The 22,531-nt window shown below is 40.1% G+C and carries 22 protein-coding genes; 14 read left to right on the top strand and 8 right to left on the bottom strand.

Annotation, left to right across the window (positions count from 1 at the left end):
• Positions 1–93: 93 nt before the first annotated feature.
• Positions 94–564, top strand: coding sequence for a low molecular weight protein-tyrosine-phosphatase (locus tag QQK05_RS13525; RefSeq protein WP_284299497.1), 471 nt, complete (start codon positions 94–96; stop codon positions 562–564).
• 278 nt (positions 565–842) lie between these two features.
• Here the strand turns inward: QQK05_RS13525 and ansA are convergent, their stop codons facing one another.
• The gene (gene ansA / locus QQK05_RS13520) at positions 843–1,853 is read right to left on the bottom strand and encodes an asparaginase (protein ID WP_284299495.1); all 1,011 of its coding nucleotides are present in this window, start codon (positions 1,851–1,853) and stop codon (positions 843–845) included.
• A 49-nt stretch (positions 1,854–1,902) separates the two neighbouring features.
• Positions 1,903–3,762: a signal peptide peptidase SppA gene (sppA, locus tag QQK05_RS13515; protein WP_284299493.1), complete on the bottom strand. Its 1,860-nt coding sequence runs from the start codon at positions 3,760–3,762 to the stop codon at positions 1,903–1,905.
• A gap of 160 nt (positions 3,763–3,922) precedes the next feature.
• On the opposite strand from sppA, the gene QQK05_RS13510 reads away from it, so the two are divergent.
• Together QQK05_RS13510 and QQK05_RS13505 are read left to right on the top strand one after the other, a co-directional pair.
• The gene (locus QQK05_RS13510; protein ID WP_284299491.1) at positions 3,923–4,618 is read left to right on the top strand and encodes an HvfX family Cu-binding RiPP maturation protein; all 696 of its coding nucleotides are present in this window, start codon (positions 3,923–3,925) and stop codon (positions 4,616–4,618) included.
• A gap of 80 nt (positions 4,619–4,698) precedes the next feature.
• On the top strand, positions 4,699–5,250 hold the full coding sequence (locus QQK05_RS13505) for an NAD(P)H nitroreductase (protein ID WP_284299489.1): 552 nt from the start codon (positions 4,699–4,701) through the stop codon (positions 5,248–5,250).
• A gap of 61 nt (positions 5,251–5,311) precedes the next feature.
• Here QQK05_RS13505 and asnS read toward each other — a convergent pair whose 3' ends face one another.
• Positions 5,312–6,712 (bottom strand): asparagine--tRNA ligase, encoded by a 1,401-nt coding sequence (gene asnS / locus QQK05_RS13500; RefSeq protein ID WP_284299486.1) that lies wholly within the window; start codon positions 6,710–6,712, stop codon positions 5,312–5,314.
• Between the two features lie 137 nt (positions 6,713–6,849).
• On the opposite strand from asnS, the gene QQK05_RS13495 reads away from it, so the two are divergent.
• Positions 6,850–7,212: a hypothetical protein gene (locus QQK05_RS13495; RefSeq protein WP_284299484.1), complete on the top strand. Its 363-nt coding sequence runs from the start codon at positions 6,850–6,852 to the stop codon at positions 7,210–7,212.
• 1 nt (position 7,213) lies between these two features.
• Here the strand turns inward: QQK05_RS13495 and bioA are convergent, their stop codons facing one another.
• A complete protein-coding gene (gene bioA / locus QQK05_RS13490) occupies positions 7,214–8,512 on the bottom strand; it encodes an adenosylmethionine--8-amino-7-oxononanoate transaminase (protein ID WP_284299482.1) in 1,299 nt (432 codons plus the stop codon).
• An 87-nt stretch (positions 8,513–8,599) separates the two neighbouring features.
• On the opposite strand from bioA, the gene bioB reads away from it, so the two are divergent.
• Genes bioB through bioD form a run of 4 tightly spaced genes read left to right on the top strand, consistent with a single transcriptional unit; the run spans position 8,600 to position 12,311 of the window.
• The gene (gene bioB, locus QQK05_RS13485) at positions 8,600–9,688 is read left to right on the top strand and encodes a biotin synthase BioB (protein ID WP_284299480.1); all 1,089 of its coding nucleotides are present in this window, start codon (positions 8,600–8,602) and stop codon (positions 9,686–9,688) included.
• Positions 9,689–9,699: 11 nt separating this feature from the next.
• Positions 9,700–10,848, top strand: coding sequence for an aminotransferase class I/II-fold pyridoxal phosphate-dependent enzyme (locus QQK05_RS13480; protein ID WP_284299478.1), 1,149 nt, complete (start codon positions 9,700–9,702; stop codon positions 10,846–10,848).
• A complete protein-coding gene (gene bioC / locus QQK05_RS13475; RefSeq protein WP_284299476.1) occupies positions 10,848–11,633 on the top strand; it encodes a malonyl-ACP O-methyltransferase BioC in 786 nt (261 codons plus the stop codon). Before QQK05_RS13480 ends, bioC begins: the two co-directional genes overlap by 1 nt.
• 6 nt (positions 11,634–11,639) lie before the next feature.
• The gene (bioD, locus tag QQK05_RS13470; RefSeq protein WP_284299475.1) at positions 11,640–12,311 is read left to right on the top strand and encodes a dethiobiotin synthase; all 672 of its coding nucleotides are present in this window, start codon (positions 11,640–11,642) and stop codon (positions 12,309–12,311) included.
• Between the two features lie 3 nt (positions 12,312–12,314).
• Here the strand turns inward: bioD and pepE are convergent, their stop codons facing one another.
• The 4 genes from pepE to QQK05_RS13450 form a co-directional block, all read right to left on the bottom strand.
• The gene (pepE, locus tag QQK05_RS13465) at positions 12,315–13,022 is read right to left on the bottom strand and encodes a dipeptidase PepE (protein ID WP_284299473.1); all 708 of its coding nucleotides are present in this window, start codon (positions 13,020–13,022) and stop codon (positions 12,315–12,317) included.
• A 70-nt stretch (positions 13,023–13,092) separates the two neighbouring features.
• Entirely contained in the window at positions 13,093–13,500 is a 408-nt protein-coding gene (locus tag QQK05_RS13460; RefSeq protein ID WP_284299471.1) for a type II toxin-antitoxin system HicB family antitoxin, read from the bottom strand.
• Positions 13,501–13,994: 494 nt separating this feature from the next.
• Positions 13,995–15,443 (bottom strand): pyruvate kinase, encoded by a 1,449-nt coding sequence (gene pyk / locus QQK05_RS13455; RefSeq protein ID WP_284299469.1) that lies wholly within the window; start codon positions 15,441–15,443, stop codon positions 13,995–13,997.
• 70 nt (positions 15,444–15,513) lie between these two features.
• Positions 15,514–16,362: a MurR/RpiR family transcriptional regulator gene (locus QQK05_RS13450; RefSeq protein ID WP_284299467.1), complete on the bottom strand. Its 849-nt coding sequence runs from the start codon at positions 16,360–16,362 to the stop codon at positions 15,514–15,516.
• 283 nt (positions 16,363–16,645) lie between these two features.
• Here QQK05_RS13450 and zwf point away from each other — a divergent pair, with 283 nt between their 5' ends.
• The 6 genes from zwf (at position 16,646) to QQK05_RS13420 (ending at position 22,528) form a co-directional block, all read left to right on the top strand.
• Complete coding sequence (gene zwf / locus QQK05_RS13445; RefSeq protein WP_284299465.1) at positions 16,646–18,115, top strand: glucose-6-phosphate dehydrogenase; 1,470 nt, start codon at positions 16,646–16,648, stop codon at positions 18,113–18,115.
• Between the two features lies 1 nt (position 18,116).
• Positions 18,117–18,809, top strand: coding sequence for a 6-phosphogluconolactonase (pgl, locus tag QQK05_RS13440; protein WP_284299463.1), 693 nt, complete (start codon positions 18,117–18,119; stop codon positions 18,807–18,809).
• Between the two features lie 3 nt (positions 18,810–18,812).
• Positions 18,813–20,648 (top strand): phosphogluconate dehydratase, encoded by a 1,836-nt coding sequence (edd, locus tag QQK05_RS13435; RefSeq protein WP_284299462.1) that lies wholly within the window; start codon positions 18,813–18,815, stop codon positions 20,646–20,648.
• A 2-nt stretch (positions 20,649–20,650) separates the two neighbouring features.
• Complete coding sequence (locus QQK05_RS13430) at positions 20,651–21,625, top strand: glucokinase (RefSeq protein ID WP_284299459.1); 975 nt, start codon at positions 20,651–20,653, stop codon at positions 21,623–21,625.
• Between the two features lies 1 nt (position 21,626).
• Entirely contained in the window at positions 21,627–22,271 is a 645-nt protein-coding gene (locus QQK05_RS13425; protein WP_284299457.1) for a bifunctional 4-hydroxy-2-oxoglutarate aldolase/2-dehydro-3-deoxy-phosphogluconate aldolase, read from the top strand.
• Positions 22,272–22,399: 128 nt separating this feature from the next.
• Complete coding sequence (locus QQK05_RS13420) at positions 22,400–22,528, top strand: hypothetical protein (protein WP_284299455.1); 129 nt, start codon at positions 22,400–22,402, stop codon at positions 22,526–22,528.
• Positions 22,529–22,531 lie beyond the last annotated feature (3 nt).

The raw sequence follows: 22,531 nt of genomic DNA, 5'->3' as shown, positions 1-22,531 counted from the left end.
TTTTTATAGCCAAGAGTAAAAGTTTTTAATTTCTGATGTTATTCTATCTCTTAACAAGTTTTTAATAATAAATGGGTAAGGAAACACAACACTATGTCGAATTCTGCAATTCAATCTGTGTTATTTGTTTGTATGGGAAATATTTGCCGTTCACCAACGGCTGAAGCAGTTTTTAGAAAAAAAGCTGCGGATAAAGGACTCAATTTAGAAATTGACTCCGCTGGCACAATCGGTGCTCATGCTAGAGAGAAACCCGATCATCGCGCAATTAAAGCAGGTGAAGCAAGAGGGTATGATTTTTCTGGGCTTAAAGCGCGTAAAGTCACTTCAGAAGATTTTGAAAAGTTTGATCTGATTCTAGCGATGGATAATGACAATTTGGAAAATCTGCTTGCGAAATCTCCAAGTGAGTATCACGATAAAATAAAGTTATTTTTACATTACGGCAGTCAGTATGATGAAGCTGAAGTGCCAGATCCATACTATGGCGGTGCAGGTGGCTTTAGGTATGTTCTAGATTTAGTGGAAGACGCGAGTGACGGCTTGCTGTCAAAAATAGTGTAATCTAGCCAATGATTTGTTTAAAGCGTTTAAGCCAGATACAACGTAGTACAGTGTTTGGCTTTATTGGCATGCTAATCGGAGGGTTATGTTTTACTATTCACTTTTATTTCAGTGACGTAACGATTCCTTGCTATAGCATCTTATGTGCGCCAGCGATTTTTGCCTTATCTTTTTTCAGTGAAGAGACCCCATTCGTTCCAAAAATGATTTTATTTCAAATGGGGCAGTTTTTTGGCTATTTTCTCATGTATTTTGTCAGTGCAAAAATGCGTAAAATATTAAGTCGTTAATTCTCCACGAAGGCTAATCGGCATTTGCGCTTTGATTTGTTCAATCGAGAGATCTTGGCTAAGTAAAAAGTGGAGTTTAGTTAATGCAGCCTCAAGGGTCATATCTTGGCCACTAATTACACCACATTCACTTAACGCATTACCTGTCGCATACCCCTGCATATTGACTTTGCCTTTTATACATTGGCTGCAATTAACAATAATTAACCCTTGTTGATCAGCCTCTTTTAAGCAATTCAATAACTCATCGTTCTGTGGTGCGTTTCCAACGCCATAGCTTCTTATTATTAATGCTTTGACAGGCTGTTTAATTACATTTTTGATTAACTCAGTGCTTATACCCGGATATAAGTGGACGACGCCAATTGGCTGAGGTGTAATCTTATGCAATGTAATAGGGTGGTCATGGGTTTCTTGCGTCTCACCTGAAACCAATTTGATGCTAATGCCAGCTTCTAATAATGGTTGCATATTGGGTGAGTCAAACGCGTCAAATCCATCGGCATAAGCTTTAATCGAACGGTTACCACGATATAGTTTGTTGTTAAAGAACAAACCGACTTCATGAATCGGGTAGTTTGCGGCAATATACAATGAATTTAATAAATTTACTTGTCCGTCAGAGCGCAATTGACTTAATGGGATTTGCGAACCCGTTACTATGATAGGCTTGCCTAGGTTTTCAAACATGAATGACAATGCAGACGCTGTATAGGCCATGGTATCAGTGCCATGTAGTACAACAAAGCCATCGTATTCGTGATAATGTTTTTTGATATCTTGCGCAATGAATTGCCAATCATCAGGGCTCATGTTTGATGAGTCGATTAATGGGTGATATTCGTTAATCGTGAATTCTGGCATTTCTTCGCGATAAAAGTCCGGAGTAGCATTGATCGCTTTTGTAAGGTGCCCAACGACAGGAATGTAGCCTTGATCACTTGACTTCATACCAATGGTACCGCCTGTGTAAGCGACGTATATTTTCTTCTTTTGCATAAATGTTATTGCCGGATAATAAAAAGCCCCAATTTGGGGCTTAATTTAGTTAATTTATTTCACATGTCAAACAAAAAGAATAAACACCGCTTGGATCATCAAAGTTACTGAAATAATTCAACTGTGCTTTTAGCTCTTTAATAATTGCAGACGTGTATGTTGGTTGCTGATTGACACTAATAATATCGTGCTCAATCATAAACGCATAGCTCTGTCCCATCACGTTTTGAATCATCTGAGTAAATGGGTCTAGCTCTTTCTCTATTAGCTTAACGTCAAAATTCTCTAGCTCAGCCAACTCGGCAGCAATAGCGATTGCGTCATCGATACCACCTAACTCATCAACTAAACCGTTGTCTTTTGCTTGAATACCCGACCAAACTCGGCCTTGAGCTATTTTATCTACTTGTTCAACACTCATGTTACGGTTTGTTGCAACAAGATTAAGAAAATCTTGATAGCCGCGATTAATATTCAACTGAATCAGCTGGCCAAGACCTTCTGGCATTTTTTCCGTCACGCCAAAACCGGCATATTCTGTGGTGCCTACACCGTCGGTATATACGCCTACTTTAGAAAGTGTATTTTCAAACGTCATGAACATACCGAAAATACCTATCGAACCCGTAATGGTCGTAGGTGAAGCTACAATCTTGTCTGCTGGAGCAGAAATCCAGTATCCACCAGATGCCGCTAATGATCCCATAGATGCAACAACGGGTTTGCCCGAAGATTTGATAAGTTCTATTTCTTGGCGAATAATTTCCGAAGCAAATGCGCTGCCGCCAGGGCTATCAACTCGTAAAACAACAGCTTTTACTTGATCATTTAAACGTGCTTTACGTAATAGGGCAGCTGTGCTGTCTCCACCGATAGTACCTGCAGGTTGACGTCCATTTAAAATCGTACCTTTTGCGACAATCATTGCCACTTGATCGTTTTGCTCAAAGCTTGGTAGTTGCTCTTTGTTGGTAACGAATAAGTAATCCTCAAAGTCGACGTGGTCAAAGGTATTAGCATAGGTTTTATCACCAACATACTCGATTAATTTTTCATTCATTTCTGCGCGAGACATCAATTTATCAACCCATCCGTTGTCTAGCGCATATTCTGCAATATTGCCGTTTGACTGTTCTACTTTAGTCACTAGATCGGTGATTGTTTCGTCAAAATTATCAACAGAGAAGCCACGCTGTCCTGCGACAGTCGTCTTATATGTAGTCCAAAGTTCATTTAACCATAATTGATTGGCTTCTTTGGCTTCATCTGACATATCATCACGAATGTATGGCTCTACAGCAGACTTGTAGGTCCCTACACGGAATATGTGTTGAGTAATACCTAACTTTTCAATAGCTGATTTAACGTACATTTGCTTGCGCGCATAACCATCAAGAATGACCCAACCGTTAGGGTTTAGCCAAATCTCGTCGGCATAGCTGGCTAGGTAATATTGTCCTTGCGTGTAGCCATCACCTATAGCAATCACTTTTTTATTCTCAGCTTTAAAGGCTTCAATCGCTTTCGCAATTTCTGCCATCTTGGTAATGCCTGTACCATTTAATCGTTCTAGCTTTAAGACAAGTAGCTCAATTCTTTCGTCTTGTGCCGCAGCATTAATCACTTGAATTACGTCGCTAAGAAGAATTTCAGGGTCTTCTTGTTCTCCGCTCACTGCTTCACCTAACAATGCTTCGAAAGGATCTATCTCAATTTTTTGTTCAACGAGACGACCATGAGGGTTCAATACAAGTGCGCCACTTTTGGGGACGGTAACGGTTTCTTCAGTCGTTAATGATTTAAAGATAATAAATAAGAGCGTGAAGAAAATTAAGTTAATGATAATTTTCCTCGTTAGGTTTAACGCGAAACCTAATTTAGAAAATAATGATTTTACAAAGTTTGCCATTTAATCTATCCATATAAGCAGTGTTAAATATATTATGCTTAAAAAGTACTTTTGGTTTAAGTCATTTGCACATTAAATAAGTTAAAAAAGTAGATAATTTGAAAGAAAATGTGTTTTTTATCTTTCTTAATAGCCAACCACCAACTGTTAACTGATTATTATGATGATTTCTTTATATAAAAATTTTATCGACAAGCTTCCGTGTTTTGACGGAATTCCTGCATTATTAATTCGATTGTACTTAGCGCCGGTTTTTATCATCGCTGGCTACAGTAAATTACAATTAGGCAATCCAGACGTCACTGGCATTGCTAGCTTAGCGGCTGACCCGAATATCGTTGCTTGGTTTGGTAACCCTGATTGGGGTCTTGGTTTACCATTTCCAACCTTACTTGCTAACTTAGCTGCATGGACTGAATTCCTGGGTGGTTGGTTGTTAATTGTCGGCCTTTTTACTCGTTTAATTTCAATTCCATTGATGTTTACTATGTTTGTCGCTGCTACAACGGTTCATTTGCAACACGGCTGGTTTGCAGTAACACCGACAAACCCAGATACAAGCCCTGCAAAAGTACTAGATTGGGTTGGTATCGATGCGGCGAAAGCAAGTTTAGAAAACTCAGAAGAAGCTTCTCGTCGATTATCAATAATGAAAAACTTACTGGAAGAAAATGGCAACACTGATTGGTTGTACGAAACGGGTAACATTGTTGTGCTAAACAATGGTATCGAGTTCTCAGTAACGTATTTTATTATGCTGCTAGCGTTGTTTTTTATTGGTGCGGGACGTTTTACAAGTATTGACCATTTCATCAATGCTCGCCTGATTAAAAAAGAAAGCGATAATTTATCCTAGTTTTTTAGCCTGAGTATTTTCTTTGGTCATTATTTTTAAGTAAACTAGCTTTTAAATAATGACCAAAAATTTGAATTATCATGGAAAGTATTGAGCTGTTACTTAATCGTCAGTCAAACCCTGCATTAGCTGCACCTGCGCCTGTAGGTGATGACTTCACTAATATTATTAAAGCAGGAATGCGCGTTCCTGATCATGCTGGCCTTATCCCTTGGCATTTTACTGTGGTTCAAGGCGAAGCTCTTGCTACATTAGCGAATGTTTTTGTTGACGCGGTTAAAGCACAAGGCGTTACAGATGAAGCAAAACTTCAAAAAACGTCAAAAATGCCATTTAGGGCGCCCATGATCATTGTTATCTCAACTAAATACCAACAACATGAGAAAGTGCCATATAAAGAGCAATTAATTTCTGCTGGTTGCGCGGCTCATGCGATGCAAATGGCTGCATATGCTCTAGGGTTTGGCGCTATGTGGAGAACAGGGGATTTGGCATTTAATGAAGATGTTAAGCGTGGACTTAATATATCGATTGAAGAAGACATTGCTGGTTTTTTATATATTGGTACACCAACAAAACAGCTACCAACCAAGCCTGAAAAACCATTTGATGATCATGTGACATTCTTCTAAACATATAAAAACTTCATAAAAAAACCCGCTAATTAGCGGGTTTTTTGTGTAATCTCTTAGATTAGAATGCAGCTGTTTTCGGTGCGCGTGGGAACGGGATAGTATCACGAATGTTACCAATACCCGTTGCGTATGCTACAAGACGCTCAAAACCTAAACCAAAGCCAGAGTGTGGTACTGTGCCGTAGCGACGCAAGTCACGGTACCAACCGTAGTCAACTGGATCTAAGTTCATTTCTGCTAAACGCTTATCAAGCACATCTAAACGCTCTTCACGCTCACTACCACCAATGATTTCACCAATACCCGGCGCAAGAATATCCATCGCTGCAACAGTTTTGCCATCGTCATTTAAACGCATATAAAACGATTTAATATCTTTCGGGTAATTTTGTAATACTACTGGGCCACCAACATGCTCTTCAGCTAAATAACGTTCGTGTTCAGAGTTTAAATCAACGCCCCAAGACACAGGGTTTTCAAACTTCTTGCCACAGTTTTGTAAAATCTCAATCGCGTCTGTGTAATCCATGCGAACGAAATCAGAATTGATAACGTTGTTCAAACGATCTAACACTGTTTTGTCAACACGTTGTTGGAAGAAAGCCATATCGTCTGGACGCTCTTCTAAAACAGCTTTTAAAACGTATTTAAGCATTTCTTCAGCTAAGTCAGCAGCATCCGATAAATGTGCAAATGCGATTTCAGGCTCAACCATCCAAAATTCAGCTAGGTGGCGAGACGTGTTTGAGTTCTCTGCTCGGAACGTTGGGCCAAATGTGTAAACCTTAGAAAGGGCACATGCATAAGTTTCAACGTTTAACTGACCAGATACTGTTAGAAAGGTTTCTTTACCGAAAAAGTCTTCAGTAAAATCGATTGCGCCTTTGTCGTCGCGTGGCAGGTTTTCAAGATCTAGCGTACTTACACGGAACATCTCACCAGCACCTTCACAATCACTACCTGTAATTAATGGTGTGCTGATCCAGTAATAACCTTTCTCGTGGAAAAAACGATGTAATGCTTGCGCAAGTGTATTACGGACACGAGTTACTGCACCACCAATATTTGTGCGAGCACGAAGGTGACCTTGTTCACGTAAAAACTCTAAGCTATGACGTTTGGCTGCCATAGGGTAGGTATCTGGGTCTTCAACAAAACCAAGTACTTCTACCGCAGTCGCTTGAATTTCAAATGCTTGGCCTTGGCCAGGTGATTCAACTAATGTACCTGTTACTTTTACAGAGCAGCCAGTTGTTAGTTTCTGTACTTCTGATTCGTAATTATTTAGGTCATTAGGCACGATTGCTTGAATTGCGTCAAAACATGAGCCGTCGTGGATAGCTAGAAATGATATTCCAGCTTTTGAATCACGACGAGTTCTAATCCAGCCGTGAACGCTGATAGATTCGCCTACAGGAAACTTACCTGCTAAGACATCAGTAATTGAAATAACTGACATTGATGACCTCTTTACTATTGAAATTAATTTACTTCTTAAAATAAGAGGGATATGTTACCTCGGCGATTGCGTTTAACAAGTAAAAGTTGTTAAATTTGTTGGATAATAATAAAAAATAAAACAAATAAAGGAAGTTTATGGCCTGGCAAGGTGAAGAACGCAGAAAAGAAGTCGATTTTTGGGTAAAAATTGCGCGGGCTCTGACAATAATTGCATGGTCTCTTTTTATTGTTGCGCTTATCGTTTCTCATTATGCCGCGCCAGAAACTGATTTTGGCCTAGTGCGTTATCATGATCTTGAAGTGAGGAAGTTTTGGATTAAACCACTGACTAACTACCTTTATATAACATTGTGGTGCGCAGCGCTGATCAGTTATATCTCTATTATTGTTAATCGCTTCCGTGCGAGGCGAGCAACTGACAACAGAAGCTTTTACGTAAAACTTCTGCTGGTTATTATCGTTGCTTGGGTGACTTATCTCTTTTTAAATGTGAGATAAACTAAACGAAGCAGTTATCTTCATTAAGTACGGTTGAAATTGCCTCGATCAATTGACTAAGGTCGCTTTCAGACATGATATAAGGCGGCATAATATAAATTAGTTTGCCAAAAGGTCGAATCCAAACGCCCATATCAACAAATCGTTTTTGAATGTTAGCAACATTGACTGCTTGCTTAGCTTCAACTACGCCTATTGCACCGAGGACACGAGTATCTGCTACTCGATGATGATTGGATAGCGGTAGCAACTGTTTAATTAGCTGTTGTTCTATGCGGTTGACTTGCTGTTGCCATTTTCCTGTTTGTAAAATCGATAGCGAAGCATTCGCGACGGCACAAGCTAAAGGATTTGCCATAAACGTTGGACCATGCATAAAACAACCTGCGTCACCTTGTGAGATAACGTGAGCAACATCCTCTGTAGTTAGTGTTGCAGCAAGGGACATGTACCCGCCCGTTAACGCCTTACCCAAACATAAAATATCAGGTTTAATATCTGCCCATTCACAAGCGAAAAGTTTACCCGTGCGACCGAAACCTGTTGCTATTTCATCAGCAATAAATAATACGTTGTATTTCTCACATAGTGCCTTGGCTTCTTTTAAGTATTGAGGATGATAAATCCTCATGCCGCCGGCACCTTGCACGATTGGCTCTATGATAAAAGCAGCGAGCTCGCTATGATGATTGGCGAAGAACTCATTTAACAACGCGGTATCACGCTCATTCCATTCATCACCGAAGCGCGTTAATGGCGCAGGCGCAAAGTAGTTTTTGGCAAGTACTTTCTCAAAAATGGTATGCATGCCATTGACGGGATCACAAACCGACATGGCTGCAAATGTATCACCATGATAGCCATTTTTAACAGTAAGCAATTTTGATTTTTCAGGTAGTCCTTTCGAATGCCAGTATTGTATTGCCATCTTTAATGCGACTTCTACTGACACAGAGCCAGAATCACTAATAAATACCTTTGTTAAGTTATTAGGCGTAAGGGCAACAAGTTTTTGCGACAGTTCGATGGCACTTTGGTGCGTAATACCACCAAACATCACGTGGCTCATACTTTGACTCTGAGCAATCAAGGCATTGTTTAGAATCTCATTATTATACCCGTGAATTACAGCCCACCATGACGACATACCATCAATTACACTTTGATCGCCACTAAGTGTTAACTCAACACCATGAGCACTTTTAACAAAGTACGAAGGCAAGGGCTTTGTCATTGAAGTGTAGGGATGCCAGATGTGATTTTTATCGAATTCCAAAAGATCTGTATAATTAATACTCATTTGTAAACCTGTGGTTCTGGTCTGCGTTGACAATAGATATTTGGTCGGTAGACTAACCCCAAACTAAAATGATTACAATTGAGAAGAATGTCGCAGTTAAATACTCAAGCAATAGCATCACCATTAAACTTTGAAGTTGGTGCGATCCGCAATAATTGGACAAACGACGAAGTGAATGCGTTGTTTGATTTACCGTTCAATGATCTTATGTTTTATGCCCAAATGGTGCATCGTCAAAACTTTAACCCTAACGAAGTTCAAGTAAGTACTTTGTTATCGATAAAAACAGGTGCTTGCCCAGAAGATTGTAAGTACTGTTCTCAAAGTGCTCGTTATAAAACAGATATTGAAAAAGAACGTTTGCTTGAAGTAGAGAAGGTACTTGAAGCCGCCAAAATTGCAAAGGATCAAGGATCAACTCGTTTTTGTATGGGCGCAGCATGGCGTAATCCTAAAGAGCGCGATATGCCATACGTAAAAGAGATGGTAAAAGGCGTGAAGGCAATGGGCCTTGAAACCTGTATGACGTTGGGGATGTTATCAAAAGATCAGGCTGATGAGTTGAGCAAAGCAGGGCTAGATTATTACAATCACAATTTAGATACGTCACCAGAGCATTACAACTCAATTATTACGACACGTACGTTCCAGGATCGTTTAGACACACTTGAAAACGTCAGAAATTCAGGCATGAAGGTATGTAGTGGCGGTATTTTAGGTTTAGGCGAAAAAGCTAAAGATCGTACTTCATTACTTGTTCAATTAGCCAACCTGCCAAAACACCCTGATAGTGTGCCTATGAACATGCTCGTGAAGATTGAAGGTACACCGTTAGCAGATGTTGAAGATTTAGATCATTTTGAATTTATCAAGAACATTGCCGTGGCACGTATTATGATGCCTAAAAGCCATGTCCGTTTATCTGCTGGTCGCGAAGCAATGAATGAGCAAATGCAATCAATGTGCTTTTTGGCGGGCGCAAACTCAATTTTTTACGGTTGTAAATTGCTAACAACGGGTAACCCAGAAGCAAACAAAGATATCGCATTATTTAACAAATTAGGTATTAATACTGAAACGGTTGATGGTATCGAGTCTGAAGAGCAAGAGTCTGCTCAAATACATGCGAAGATAGTCGATAATCAAAATACTGACTTATTTTATAATGCAGAATAATCGGACTAACTTTGACTTTTAGTTTCGTAAAAGATGCATTAGCACAGCGACGTCAAGATAATCTTCTTAGGCGTCGCAATTTAATCAGAACAATTGAAGACCAGCAGATTGAGGTTGGTGGTAGGCGATTTCTTAATTTTTCAAGTAATGATTACCTGGGATTAAATAATCACCCCCAAATAAACCGTGCCTTAGAAGAAGGAGCAAAGCGCTTTGGCGCGAGTAGTTCGAGTTCTTCCTTAGTCACCGGTTATGGTTATGCTCACCAAAAACTAGAAGAAACAATCTGCCAATGGCTAAATAAAGAGCGATGTCTGTTATTTAGTTCTGGTTTTTCAGCCAATCTAGGTTCGCTTCAGACAATTAAAAATAATGGTGTGAGTTTATTCTTAGATAAATTAAGCCATGCTTCATTAATTGATGGTGCGCGTTTATCCAGCAAAAAAGATGATATTAAAGTTAATCGATTTAAACACAATAACGTAGCGCATTTACGCACGTTATTGCAGGCCTCGTCGAATGACAAATTAGTTGTCACAGAAAGCATTTTCTCAATGGATGGAGATATCTCGCCATTAAAAGAAATCGCCAATGCTGCCCAACAGGCACACGCAAAAGTATTTATTGATGATGCACACGGAATCGGTGTGTTGGGAGAGCAAGGTCAAGGGGCGGCTAGCTTTATTGATACCGATATTACCATGGGAACCTTTGGTAAAGCCATCGCAACACAGGGCGCTTTCGTCGCTTGTGACGATTCATTATTTGAGTATCTCATTAATTTTTCGCGTGAATACATATACAGCACAGCGATTTCTCCGGCTACCGCTTGGGCAACCATTCAAAGCATTGAGTTAATAAAAAATGAACCTTGGCGAAGAGAAAAAATCAAAGATTTGAGTCAAGTTTTTAAAAATGAACTAGACTCAAGTATTTCGTTGCTACCAACAGATGGTTCGATCCATGCAATTGTTATTGGTGACGAAGAAAAAACATTAACGGTTAGTAAGCAATTGGCAGAGGCAGGATTTTGGCTAACGGCGATACGACCTCCAACGGTACCTAAGGGAACTTCAAGGTTACGCGTTACTATATGTGAGAACCATAATGTTAAGGATATCATTAGGTTAGCAAAAGAAATTAACAAGGCTTTGGTGTAGTGGTTTTAAAGCATCAACAACAAAAAATCGCACAAAATTTCGGGTCAGCTTCAGCTTCTTACGATGTTTCGGCACGTCTTCAGCGCTTTTCTGGCAAACATTTATTGCCCTGGTTACCAAATCGACATGACTTAACCGTGTTAGATTTAGGGTGTGGAACAGGATTTTTCTCTGATATCTTAGCGACACGATTTGAGACAGTCATCGGTTTAGATTTATCTAAAGATATGCTCGCCTATACGAGTGAAAATCGTAATCAAGATATTCATTTGGTTAACGCTAACGCAATGTCACTGCCGTTTTTAGATAATAGCTTAGACGTTGTGTATTCAAACTTAGTTATCCAATGGTGTAATCCACTCATCGATTTACTCAACGAAATAAAGCGTGTTTTGAAGCCTGGCGGATTGTTTATTGTATCAACACTCGTTGATGGAACCTTGTTTGAGTTAAAATCAGCATGGGCTCAAGTGGATGATGAGAAACATGTTATTGACTTCAAAACAAAGGAAAGTTTAATTCATGACATTGAATCAGTTGATTTTGATCTACTTGAAGTTAAACAGCAAGATATCGCGCTTGAATATGAGAATGTGCGTCATTTAGCCCATGAATTGAAAGGCTTAGGTGCCAATCATGTACCCAATAAAAGTAACAAAGGCCTCGCAGGAAAAGACAAGTGGCGCAAGATGACCCTAGCGTATGAAGATTTTCGCGAGCCCTCAGGGATCTATCCAGCAACATATGCATTGTGTTCTGCAATGTTAGTTAAGTTAAATTATTAAATAACGATGAAAAAATATTTTATTACTGCAACAGATACTGATGCAGGTAAAACCTTTGTGGGTTGTGCATTAGTCCATTTGCTTCAAAAACATGGAAAAACATTAGCATTTAAGCCTGTTTCTGCGGGTTGTGAAAATATAAATGGTGTATTGATCAATGAAGACGCAAGATTATTATGCGAATATGCCAACGCCAATCAAACTATTCAACAGGTAAATCCGATCGCCTTTGAAGAGCCTATCGCGCCACATATTGCAGCGTCCACTCAAGGTAAAAAGATCTCTCCAGAGCAAATTACACAGTTATTCAAAACGCTCAAAAGTGAAAAGGCTGACTACATTGTTACTGAAGGAGCTGGTGGGTGGCGTTTACCGTTGGGGGAAGGTCGTTTTATGTCAGAATTTGTTCAGCAGACTGACCAAAAAGTCATATTGATCGTAAATATGAAATTGGGTTGTCTTAATCACGCGCAACTGACCTACGAAACAATTAAGGCTGATGGACTTGAATGTATTGGTTGGGTTGCAAACTGTATCGATACTATGCCGTATTTAACAGAAAATCTTAATGAATTAAGGCAGTTGTTTGATTCGCCGTGTTTAGGGGTTGTCGAACACTGTGCAACGGTAGAAGATGCTGCGCAACAATTGTCTATTACGCAGCTAATTGACGCATAAGTGCTAGTTGATGGCGGTTAAGTCGTAACCGTCAGCAATTTTGGTTTTCTCTCCATTTAAAAACAAGAAACCATCTTTCCCGCCAATCAGTTTGATCTGATTGCCTGACATTTTGATCGCAGTACCTTCAACAATGCCAACAATGTGAGTGGTAGGATTTAACACCATAAACTCTTGTAGTCGTTGTTCTCGCGTTTCACCATTGTGACCTGGTGGTGTGTAGTCTGTGTAATGAGGGTTAATCTGAAAGTTAACAAGGTTTAATGCGTTAAAGCTAGGCGGCTCAATGATCGGCATGTCATTTGTCGTTCGAATCGTTGCACCTGCGACATTAGAGCCTGCGCTCCAGCCAATGTATGGGGTTCCATGAGCAACTTTATCTTGGATAGCCTGAACTAGACCGTTCTCATATAACTGGTGCAATAATCTAAATGTATTTCCGCCGCCGATAGCTATCGCTTGCGCATTTTGTATAGCATCAACAGGGTTATCATATTCGTGAATACTTTTTATGGTAATCCCGCTGTCCTCTAGTGCTGATTGCACCATCTGCTTGTATTCATCATAGGTTATCGTTACGCCAGCATAGGGAATAAAGATAACTTCTTTGATCTGTCCTAAGTGTTCAGCAATCATCTCTTTTGCATGATCTAAATATGGTGTGTCTTCAACGCGTGAGCTACTTAGCAACAATAAATTTTTTTTAGTCATAACTTTTCCAATCTTTAACTTCATTCATATTCTAACTTGGTTGAACCTTGAATGACATGCTCAGGCCTAACTATTGGTTCAACTCTTTGATACAAGCTTGGGCAATAAAACCAGAGCGAGAAGGGTAATCAGTTGAAACTGAAACCCGATCATCTATTTTTCTAATAAGTAACTCTGGCAACGTAACATTTATTTTCTGGCTTTTGCCAAGATACGGCGTTATGTCCACTTGGTGCATTCCCCAAAGTAAAACATTCTTTTGTGCAAATTGATTTTGCAGATCAACAACGTTTGTTGCATGAGGTATTGCTTCGCCATACTCAGCCAAAATTGAGAGATGTTCACCTATCGCTGTTTTAATCTTCTCGAATCCTTCTTCAAAATTTGAAGCGTTAATTTGACACCCAGGAATGTCAGGTACGGTCACTACCATAGTGTCGGTATTAATGGTTGGTAAAAAGCAAAAAGGGTAGTTCATTTGTATCTCCTTAGATTAACTTTATGGTAACCCTGGTAACTCTTGTTTGTCAATTGTTGATAACTCCAGTAACCCTATCTAATCGCTAGGTAATAACTCTGATAACCCCGTCGTTGTTTAGATTGATAACCCTGATAACTCCTAGTAAGTCCTTACTTTTAATAAAAGGCTTTTAAAAAGGTAATAAGATGAGAGCTAATGTACTAAGGTGTTAATTGTCTAGAGATCAGTGAAATTGGGGGTTATTAGGGGGGTTACTGTGTTTTGTCTTAGGGCTAAAGTTCTGCATATATTTGGGTGCCGAATTTTATTTTGCAGTTGTTTATAGCGTGGAGATCTATGAAAAGTTGACGATTTCGATTATTCGAATTTAGTTCGGTATAGGTTTTCGTTTAATGAATAACACAAAGTTTTGAGTGAGATTTACCTTATTGCAGGCATAAAAAAAAGCACGGTAGATACCGTGCTTTTTATCAGGGATATATGACTGGTTTTTATTTGTGACCTTTGGTCACTTTCAATATTTTGAGTGTATTGGTTGCACCAACTGTTTCCATCATGTCACCATGAGTAAAAATGACTTTATCGCCAAGTGCTAGGTGCTTGTTATCAACAAGCGCTTTCAATACTTCATTTGATAGGCTGTCATTCGAACAGTGAGTTGAATCAAATTCAACTGGATAGACGCCGCGATAAATTGCTGTCTTTGTTAGTGTCTTCGCATGACGTGATAATGAATAGATCGGTAAACCAGAAGTAATGCGAGACATAATCTTACTTGTTTGACCTGATTCAGTTAACGCAATGATTGCCGTCACACCGTCTAAATGGTTAGCCGCGTACATCGCAGATAAGGCAATCGTTTCTGATACTTCAGAAAAGGTTAAATCAAGACGATGTTTTGACGTATTCACTGAACGCTGCTTCTCTGCGCCTACACATACATTTGCCATCGCTTCTACAGTTTCCACAGGATAGTCGCCTGCGGCCGTTTCTGCGCTAAGCATCACCGCGTCTGTACCGTCTAAAACTGCATTCGCAACATCCATTACTTCAGCACGTGTTGGCATTGGGCTACTGATCATTGACTCCATCATTTGCGTTGCTGTGATCACGACACGGTTCAATTGACGAGCGCGAGCAATCATTCGTTTTTGAGTGCCAACAAGCTCTGCATCACCAATTTCTACACCTAAATCACCACGTGCTACCATCACAACGTCTGATGCTAAAATGATACCGTCAAGTGTCTCGTCGTCAGCTACTGCTTCAGCGCGTTCTACTTTAGCAACTAATCGTGTGTCACAGCCGGCTTCTTGCGCTAATAAACGTGCTTCACGCATATCTGCAGCATCCCTTGGGAAAGAAACCGCTAAGAAGTCTGTTTTTATTTTTGCCGCTAGTTTAATGTCTGCCTTATCTTTATCTGTTAATGCTGCTGCTGATAAACCACCACCTTTACGGTTAATACCCTTATTATTCGATAACGGACCACCAACAGTTACTTCTGTCATTACAGACGTGTCTGTCGTTGATAATACTTTTAATTGTACACGGCCATCATCCAATAGAAGAATGTCGCCAGCATTTACATCTTGTGGAAGTGCTTTGTAATCAATACCGACTTTTTCTTGTGTACCTTCACCTTTAGGAAGTAGGGCATCTAATTCAAATTTGTCGCCAATCGCCAATTGAATCTTATTGTCTTTAAAGGTTGAAACTCGGATCTTTGGGCCTTGTAGATCGCCCAAAATACCAACATAAATTCCAAGTTCTTTTGAGATTTCACGCACCATTTCTGCACGTTGGATATGATCTTCTGGTGAACCGTGTGAAAAGTTAAGACGAACAACGTTTACACCTGCGGCTAATACTTTTTTGAGTGTTTCTCTATCGTCTGTTGCTGGGCCTAAAGTAGCAACAATTTTAGTTCTTCTAAGCATGATTTACTCTTTGATTGGGTTATCTGTTAAAAAAAGAGCTTAGCGATGGTTCGTTAAGCTCTTGTGAAAATTATTCTTTTCTATCGAATCGTGAACTACGTAAGCTGTCTTTCACTTTCTTAAGGTTATCTCTAAACTTGGTACCGCGACGAAGGGTAAAACCAGTCGCTAAAATATCAACTAGTGTTAATTGCGCAATACGAGACGACATTGGCATGTAAAGATCCGTGTCTTCAGCAACATCCATTGATAAAACAATAGAACATTCTTTTGCTAGTGGCGTACCTTCCGTTGTGATCCCAATGACGGTTGCATCATTCTCTTTAGCAAGGCTAGCAACTTCAACAAGTGACTTCGTTCTACCTGTGTGAGAAATCACAACCACAACATCGCCTTGCGTTGAGTTAATCGCACTCATACGTTGCATTAAAACATCATCAAAATAAACAACAGGCACATTGAAGCGGAAGAACTTATTTTGTGCATCATGGGCAACAACAGCACTCGCGCCTAAACCGAAAAACGATATTTTGTTAGCTTGAGTTAACAGATCTACCGCACGGTTGATCATTGATGAATCTAAACTTTTACGAGCCATTTCAAGATTGGCCATGGTCGATTCAAAGATTTTCGCTGTGTATTCATCAGCGCTGTCATTTTCATCGACGTGACGGTTAACATAAGGTGTACCGTTAGCCAAACTTTGCGCTAAGTGAAGTTTAAAATCTGGGTAACCTTTAGTATCTAATCGACGGCAAAATCGATTAACTGTCGGCTCACTAATATTAGCCTGTTTAGCGAGGGCAGCTATACTTGCATGTATAACTGTACTTGGTGAAGCGAGGATCACTTCAGCGACTTTTCGCTCAGATTTACTGAAAGTGTCAAGTTCGTTAGCGATCTTTTCTAATATATTCATGAATCTATGACCCTAGATCTTTTTATAATTTGTAATAAAGTTTCGCACTTTTTTAGTTAAAAGTGAAATTTATTTTCATAATTAAACGTTAATATAATGCAAATAACTAAATACTTGCAAATGTTTAATAAATAAACACCATAAAATAGTGTCTCAATCCATGAAAACATCAGTTTTTTCTAAAATGTAGTAAAATTACAAAAAACGCTTTACTGATCCATAAAGTAGCGTTAGATTATGCTCAGTATAGTTGAGTTAAACGCTGTAAATTAGAGAATAACTAATGAAAAACAACGAACAACATGTAGCCACAGAGATCGTTATTTTTGGTGCGCTAGGTGACTTATCTCGCCGCAAATTATTACCGGCTCTTTATCAATTAGATCTCGCAGGTTTACTGCACGAAGACAGTCATGTCGTCGCAGCAGCGAGAAACGATGTTACCAGTGATGAGTTTGTAGAACTTGTCAGAGAAAGCCTTTCTACCTTTGTAAAAGAAGGCCTTGACGAATCTGTGTTAGAACGATTTGTAGCACGTTTAGTGTATCAAAAGATGGACTTTAAAGATGTTACATCATTTGAAGGTTTGGCTACTACCTTAGATAAGGGTAGTGATACTCGTGTTTTTTATTTTTCTACTTCTCCTTCTATCTACGGTGATATTTGTGATGGTTTGAACCATGCCAAGTTAAACACGCCTGATGTACGTGTGGTTATGGAAAAACCAATTGGACATTGTTTAGAGTCATCAAAAATTATCAATGATCAAGTTTCTCGCTATTTTGAAGAAAATCAAATTTATCGTATCGACCACTATTTAGGTAAAGAAACGGTTTTAAACTTGTTGGTGCTTCGTTTCGCTAATTCACTGTTCACAAATAACTGGGACCGCAATCATATTGATCATGTTCAGATCACGGTTGCAGAAAGTGTTGGTATTGAGGGGCGTTGGGGCTTTTATGATGAAGCAGGCCAAATGCGCGATATGGTTCAAAACCACCTTCTACAAATCCTGTCGTTGTTAGCAATGGAGCCGCCAGCTGATCTAGGTGCAGATAGTATTCGCGATGAAAAACTTAAAGTGCTAAAAGCCTTATTACCGATTGATCGTCACAACGTAAAAGAAAAGACGGTACGTGGTCAATATACTGAAGGCTTTTTAAATGGTGGTCCGGTACCTGGTTATCTGCAGGAAGAGGGTGCTAATAAAGATAGCAATACCGAAACTTTTGTTGCGATTAAAGCAGAGATTGATAACTGGCGTTGGACTGGCGTTCCGTTTTACCTAAGAACCGGTAAACGTATGCCAGCAAAACACAGTGAGATTGTAGTTCACTTCAAAGAGCAACCTCATAATATCTTTAAAGAGAGCTATGACGATTTGCCGGCTAACAAGTTGACGATTCGTCTTCAACCCGATGAAGGTGTTGAACTTGAGGTCATGAACAAGATTCCTGGTATTGCTTCTCAGCTTCACATCCATGAAAACAAATTAGACTTGAGCTTTTCTGAAACGTATGAAGATATGCGTGTTGTTGATGCGTACGAGCGCTTAATGCTTGAAGTCATTAATGGTAACCAATCATGGTTTGTGCGCAGAGATGAAGTAGAAGCTGCATGGGTATGGGCAGATAGTATTATTGATGCATGGCAGTCAAGTAATGACCGTCCGAAACCATACGCCGCGGGATCGTGGGGTCCTGTTTCTTCAATTTCGTTAATAGCTCGTGATGATAGACAGTGGGTTGAATAATATGTATCAGTTAAATGAATTTACATCTCGTACAGAGTTAGATGAGCAACTTGCGAGCCATATCGGTAGTATTTTATCAAATGCTGTTGAAGCTAATGGCCGTGCAAGTATCGCTGTTTCAGGTGGTTCTACGCCAAAAGGTTTATTTGAAAAATTAGCGAACATGGATTTAGCTTGGGACAAAATTACAGTGACGCTTGCTGATGAGCGCTGGGTCACTTTTGAATCAAGTGACAGCAATACTCGCTTAGTTCATGAAAATTTATTACAAGCAAACGCAAAAGCTGCAACATTTTTCCATATCAAACAAGGTGAAGAATTGACCGCTGATGTGTTAGCTTCGCTAAACGTACAAGCACGCGCTCAGGTTCTTCCTTTTGATGTGCTTATTTTAGGTATGGGTGAAGACGGCCACACAGCATCGCTATTTCCTTGTAGTGATGAGATAAAACAAGGTTTTGCGGCAGACGCTGAGCCATTGTTGTCAGTTCAGCCTACGACAGCTCCTCATCAACGTATTTCATTCAGCTTTGCACACCTTGCGACAGCAAAAAATACCATTCTACACATCTGTGGAGAGAGCAAGAAAGCTGTGTTAGATAAAGCATTAGCGAGTGAAGATCACTTTGAAATGCCAATCCGTGCGTTTTTAAACGGTGAAGCGACGAATACCGATATTTTTTGGGCAGAGTAAATTATGAATAAAGATATTTTAGCAATTACTGAGCGTATTAAAGCGCGTAGTAAAGATACACGAGCTGCCTACTTAGCTAAGATCGCAGCAGCAAAGTCTGAAGTGGTGCATCGTGCAGGCCTCTCTTGTGGTAACTTGGCTCATGGCTTCGCTGCTTGTGGTAAAGAGGACAAAGCGAAACTTCGAGGGTTGAACCACGCTGATGTAGCGATTGTCTCTTCGTACAATGATATGCTTAGTGCGCATCAGCCTTATCAAAGTTATCCAGATATTATTAAAAAAGCTGTTTCAGATGTCGGTGGTGTTGCACAGTTCGCTGGTGGTGTACCAGCAATGTGTGATGGCGTTACTCAAGGTCAACCTGGAATGGACTTGAGCTTAATGAGTCGTGACGTTATTGCCATGTCTACAGCTGTTGCATTGTCACATAACATGTTTGATGGCGCGTTGATGCTTGGCATTTGTGACAAAATCGTACCAGGTCTCTTAATTGCGAGTATGACGTTCGGTCATTTGCCTACTGTATTTGTTCCTGCCGGTCCAATGCCTTCAGGTATACCAAACAAAGAAAAAGCCCGTATTCGCCAACAATTTGCTAAAGGCGAAGTAGGCAAGGACGAATTACTTGAAGCTGAATCTGCTTCTTATCATAGTGCAGGTACTTGTACCTTCTTCGGTACAGCAAACTCGAACCAATTAGTGGTTGAGATCATGGGCTTGCACTTACCTGGTTCATCTTTTGTTGCGCCAAATACTCAGCTTCGTGAAGAGCTTACCAAAGCCGCTGCACGTCAAGTTACACGATTAACATCGCAAGCTGGTAATTACATGCCAGTTGGTCAGATGATTGATGAGCGTTCAATCGTTAATGCGATTGTTGGATTAACAGCGACAGGTGGGTCAACTAATCTAACCATGCACATTATTGCGTTTGCGCGTGCTGCTGGCATTATTATTGATTTCCAAGACTTCAGTGATATCTCTGATGCTGTGCCTTTAATCACACGTATTTATCCGAATGGGCATGCTGATATTAACCATTTCCACCAGGCTGGTGGTATGGCACTACTGTTTAAAGAATTACTTGATGCAGGATTACTACATGAGGATGTAGAAACTATCTGTGGTAAAGGCTTACGTCGTTATACTCAACAACCCGTGCTACAAGATGGCGAATTAGTTTGGGTAGATGGTGCAACAGAATCTGGTGATGATGAAGTTATTGCAAGCGTTGCAAAACCATTTAAAGAAGATGGCGGCTTAAAAGTGCTTAAAGGAAATTTAGGTACATCCGTAATCAAAACGTCTTCTTTGCGACCAGGAAGCGAAATTGTTAGTGCACCTGCTGTAGTCTTTGAAGATCAACATGAGCTTGAAGCTGCATTTAAAGCCGGTGAATTAGAAAAAGATTTTGTCGCGGTTGTACGTTTTCAAGGTCCAAAATCACGCGGTATGCCTGAGTTGCATAAACTAACTCCTCCTTTAGGCGTGTTACAAGATAAAGGTTTTAAAGTTGCTTTAGTTACCGACGGTCGAATGTCTGGCGCATCGGGTAAAGTCCCAGCGGCAATTCATTTGTGCCCAGAAGCACTAGACGGTGGTTTGATCGCTAAAGTTCAAAATGGCGATATGATCCAATTGAACGGTGAAACTGGCGAGTTAACGTTAATGGTTAGTGATGAAGAACTCGCGAAGCGTGAAGGTTCAAATTGCCAAGTAAATCTGCACCATGTTGGCATGGGACGCGAGTTATTTGGTTCTATGAGAAGAAATTTGAGTACCGCTGATACGGGTGCATGTTCATTATTTGACGATAATTACTTAGCGGAAAACAAATAAACATGGCTCATCAAATTACTAATTTAGTTGCTGATATTGGTGGTACGAATATTCGTATCGGCCAAGTTGTGGACAATAACACGATAAATGCGATTGAAGTTTTCCAATGTCGTGATTTTCCTTCGCTTGCTGATGTATTCAAACATTATTTAGCAGGTAATGGGTTATCAGAAACAACGTTGAATGTTTGTTTAGCAATTGCGTGTCCTGTTGAGCAAGATCTTGTTGTTATGACCAACATGCCATGGCAGTTTTCGAAAACTGAGTTAAAAGATACGTTAAATCTGAAAAATTTGTTTGTTATTAATGATTACACAGCAATCGCTCACGCTGTTCCATTTTTAACGGATGAACAAAAGGTTCAAATTGGCCGTGGTGAGGCGCTTGCTAATCGTCCTATTTCAATCTGTGGTCCTGGAACTGGGCTTGGCGTAGCTAATGTCGTGCCGAGTGAGCACGGCTGGATCAGCTTGGGCGGCGAGGGCGGTCACGTCGATTTCGCACCTATTGACGAAACAGAAGCAGCGATTCTTCGTTTCTTATTGAAAAAGTACAGCCATGTCTCATATGAACAATTGCTTTCCGGTCTTGGAATCGAACAGATTTATCAAGCGCTAGCTGACTACAAAGGTGTTGAGGCAAAGTCGTTAGCCGCTCATGAAATTTCAGCTGCAGCGCTCGATAAGTCTGATGATTTGTGTCTTGAAGCACTAGAGCAGTTTTGCAAAATTTTAGGCAGCTTCGCAGGTAATTTAGCGCTGACACTAAGTAGTTTTAGTGGCGTTTATATTGCCGGTGGCATCGTGCCTAGATTTATAGAGTTTTTAAAGCAAAGTGAATTTAGAACTCGCTTTGAAGAAAAAGGGCGCCTGAGTCCATTTAACCAAAATATTCCAACATATGTCATCACAGAGGCACAACCAGGTTTACTTGGCGCCTGTGCTTATTTGTGCCAGCAGCTTAAAGAGGATTTATAACGTGACTAAGAATTGGCAAATTATGCCGCAAGATTTATTTGCAATGGGTCCTATTGTGCCTGTGTTGGTAATTGAAGATGTTGAAGATGCGCTTCCAATTGCTCAAGCGTTACTTGCCGCAGATGTAAAAGTATTAGAAGTTACACTACGTACACCGTCTGCATTACAAGTGATTGAAACTATAGCAAAGGCGCTCCCTGACGCGGTGGTTGGTGCAGGAACTGTAACGAATCGCGAGTTACTGCAAGCGTCAGCTGATGCAGGTGCTAAGTTTGCGATTAGTCCTGGTTTAACTAAGGATCTATTAAAAGCCGGTAATGAAGGAAATATTGCGTTAATTCCGGGTATTTCATCGATTTCTGAGTTAATGGACGGCATTGACTATGGTTATGATCACTTTAAGTTCTTCCCAGCAGAAGCGTCTGGTGGTGTGAAGGCGATTCAAAGTATTGGTGGTCCATTTCCTGATATTAAATTCTGTCCAACAGGCGGTATTAACGTTAATAACGTAAAAAATTATCTTGCATTAAAAAACGTAGCTTGCTGCGGCGGTTCTTGGTTAGTGTCAGATGACATTGTAAAGAACAAAGATTGGGACAAGATTACTCAACTTGCCAAAGAGGCAATTGCGTTAGCACAAAGTTAAAGAGTACACCTACTTAATAAAGCCAGCATCCATGCTGGCTTTTTTGTTTGAAAACATCACCAAATGACAAATCGCTTCTATACTCATATGAGGAACCAAATCAATGGAGTGTTCTTCAGGAGCGAAGTATGATCAATTTAACCGAAGATAAAATCAATGAGATAACCTCAAGCTACCAAGTCCCAGTCAAACCCGATATCCTCACCGAAATTCAATCGCTTGCGGCTGAAGATGAACCAGACATAACGCAGATATAAAAT

This window comes from Thalassotalea loyana (assembly GCF_030161435.1).
Classification (GTDB): Bacteria; Pseudomonadota; Gammaproteobacteria; order Enterobacterales; family Alteromonadaceae; genus Thalassotalea_G; species Thalassotalea_G loyana.
This window is presented reverse-complemented; position numbering and strand designations above follow the sequence as displayed.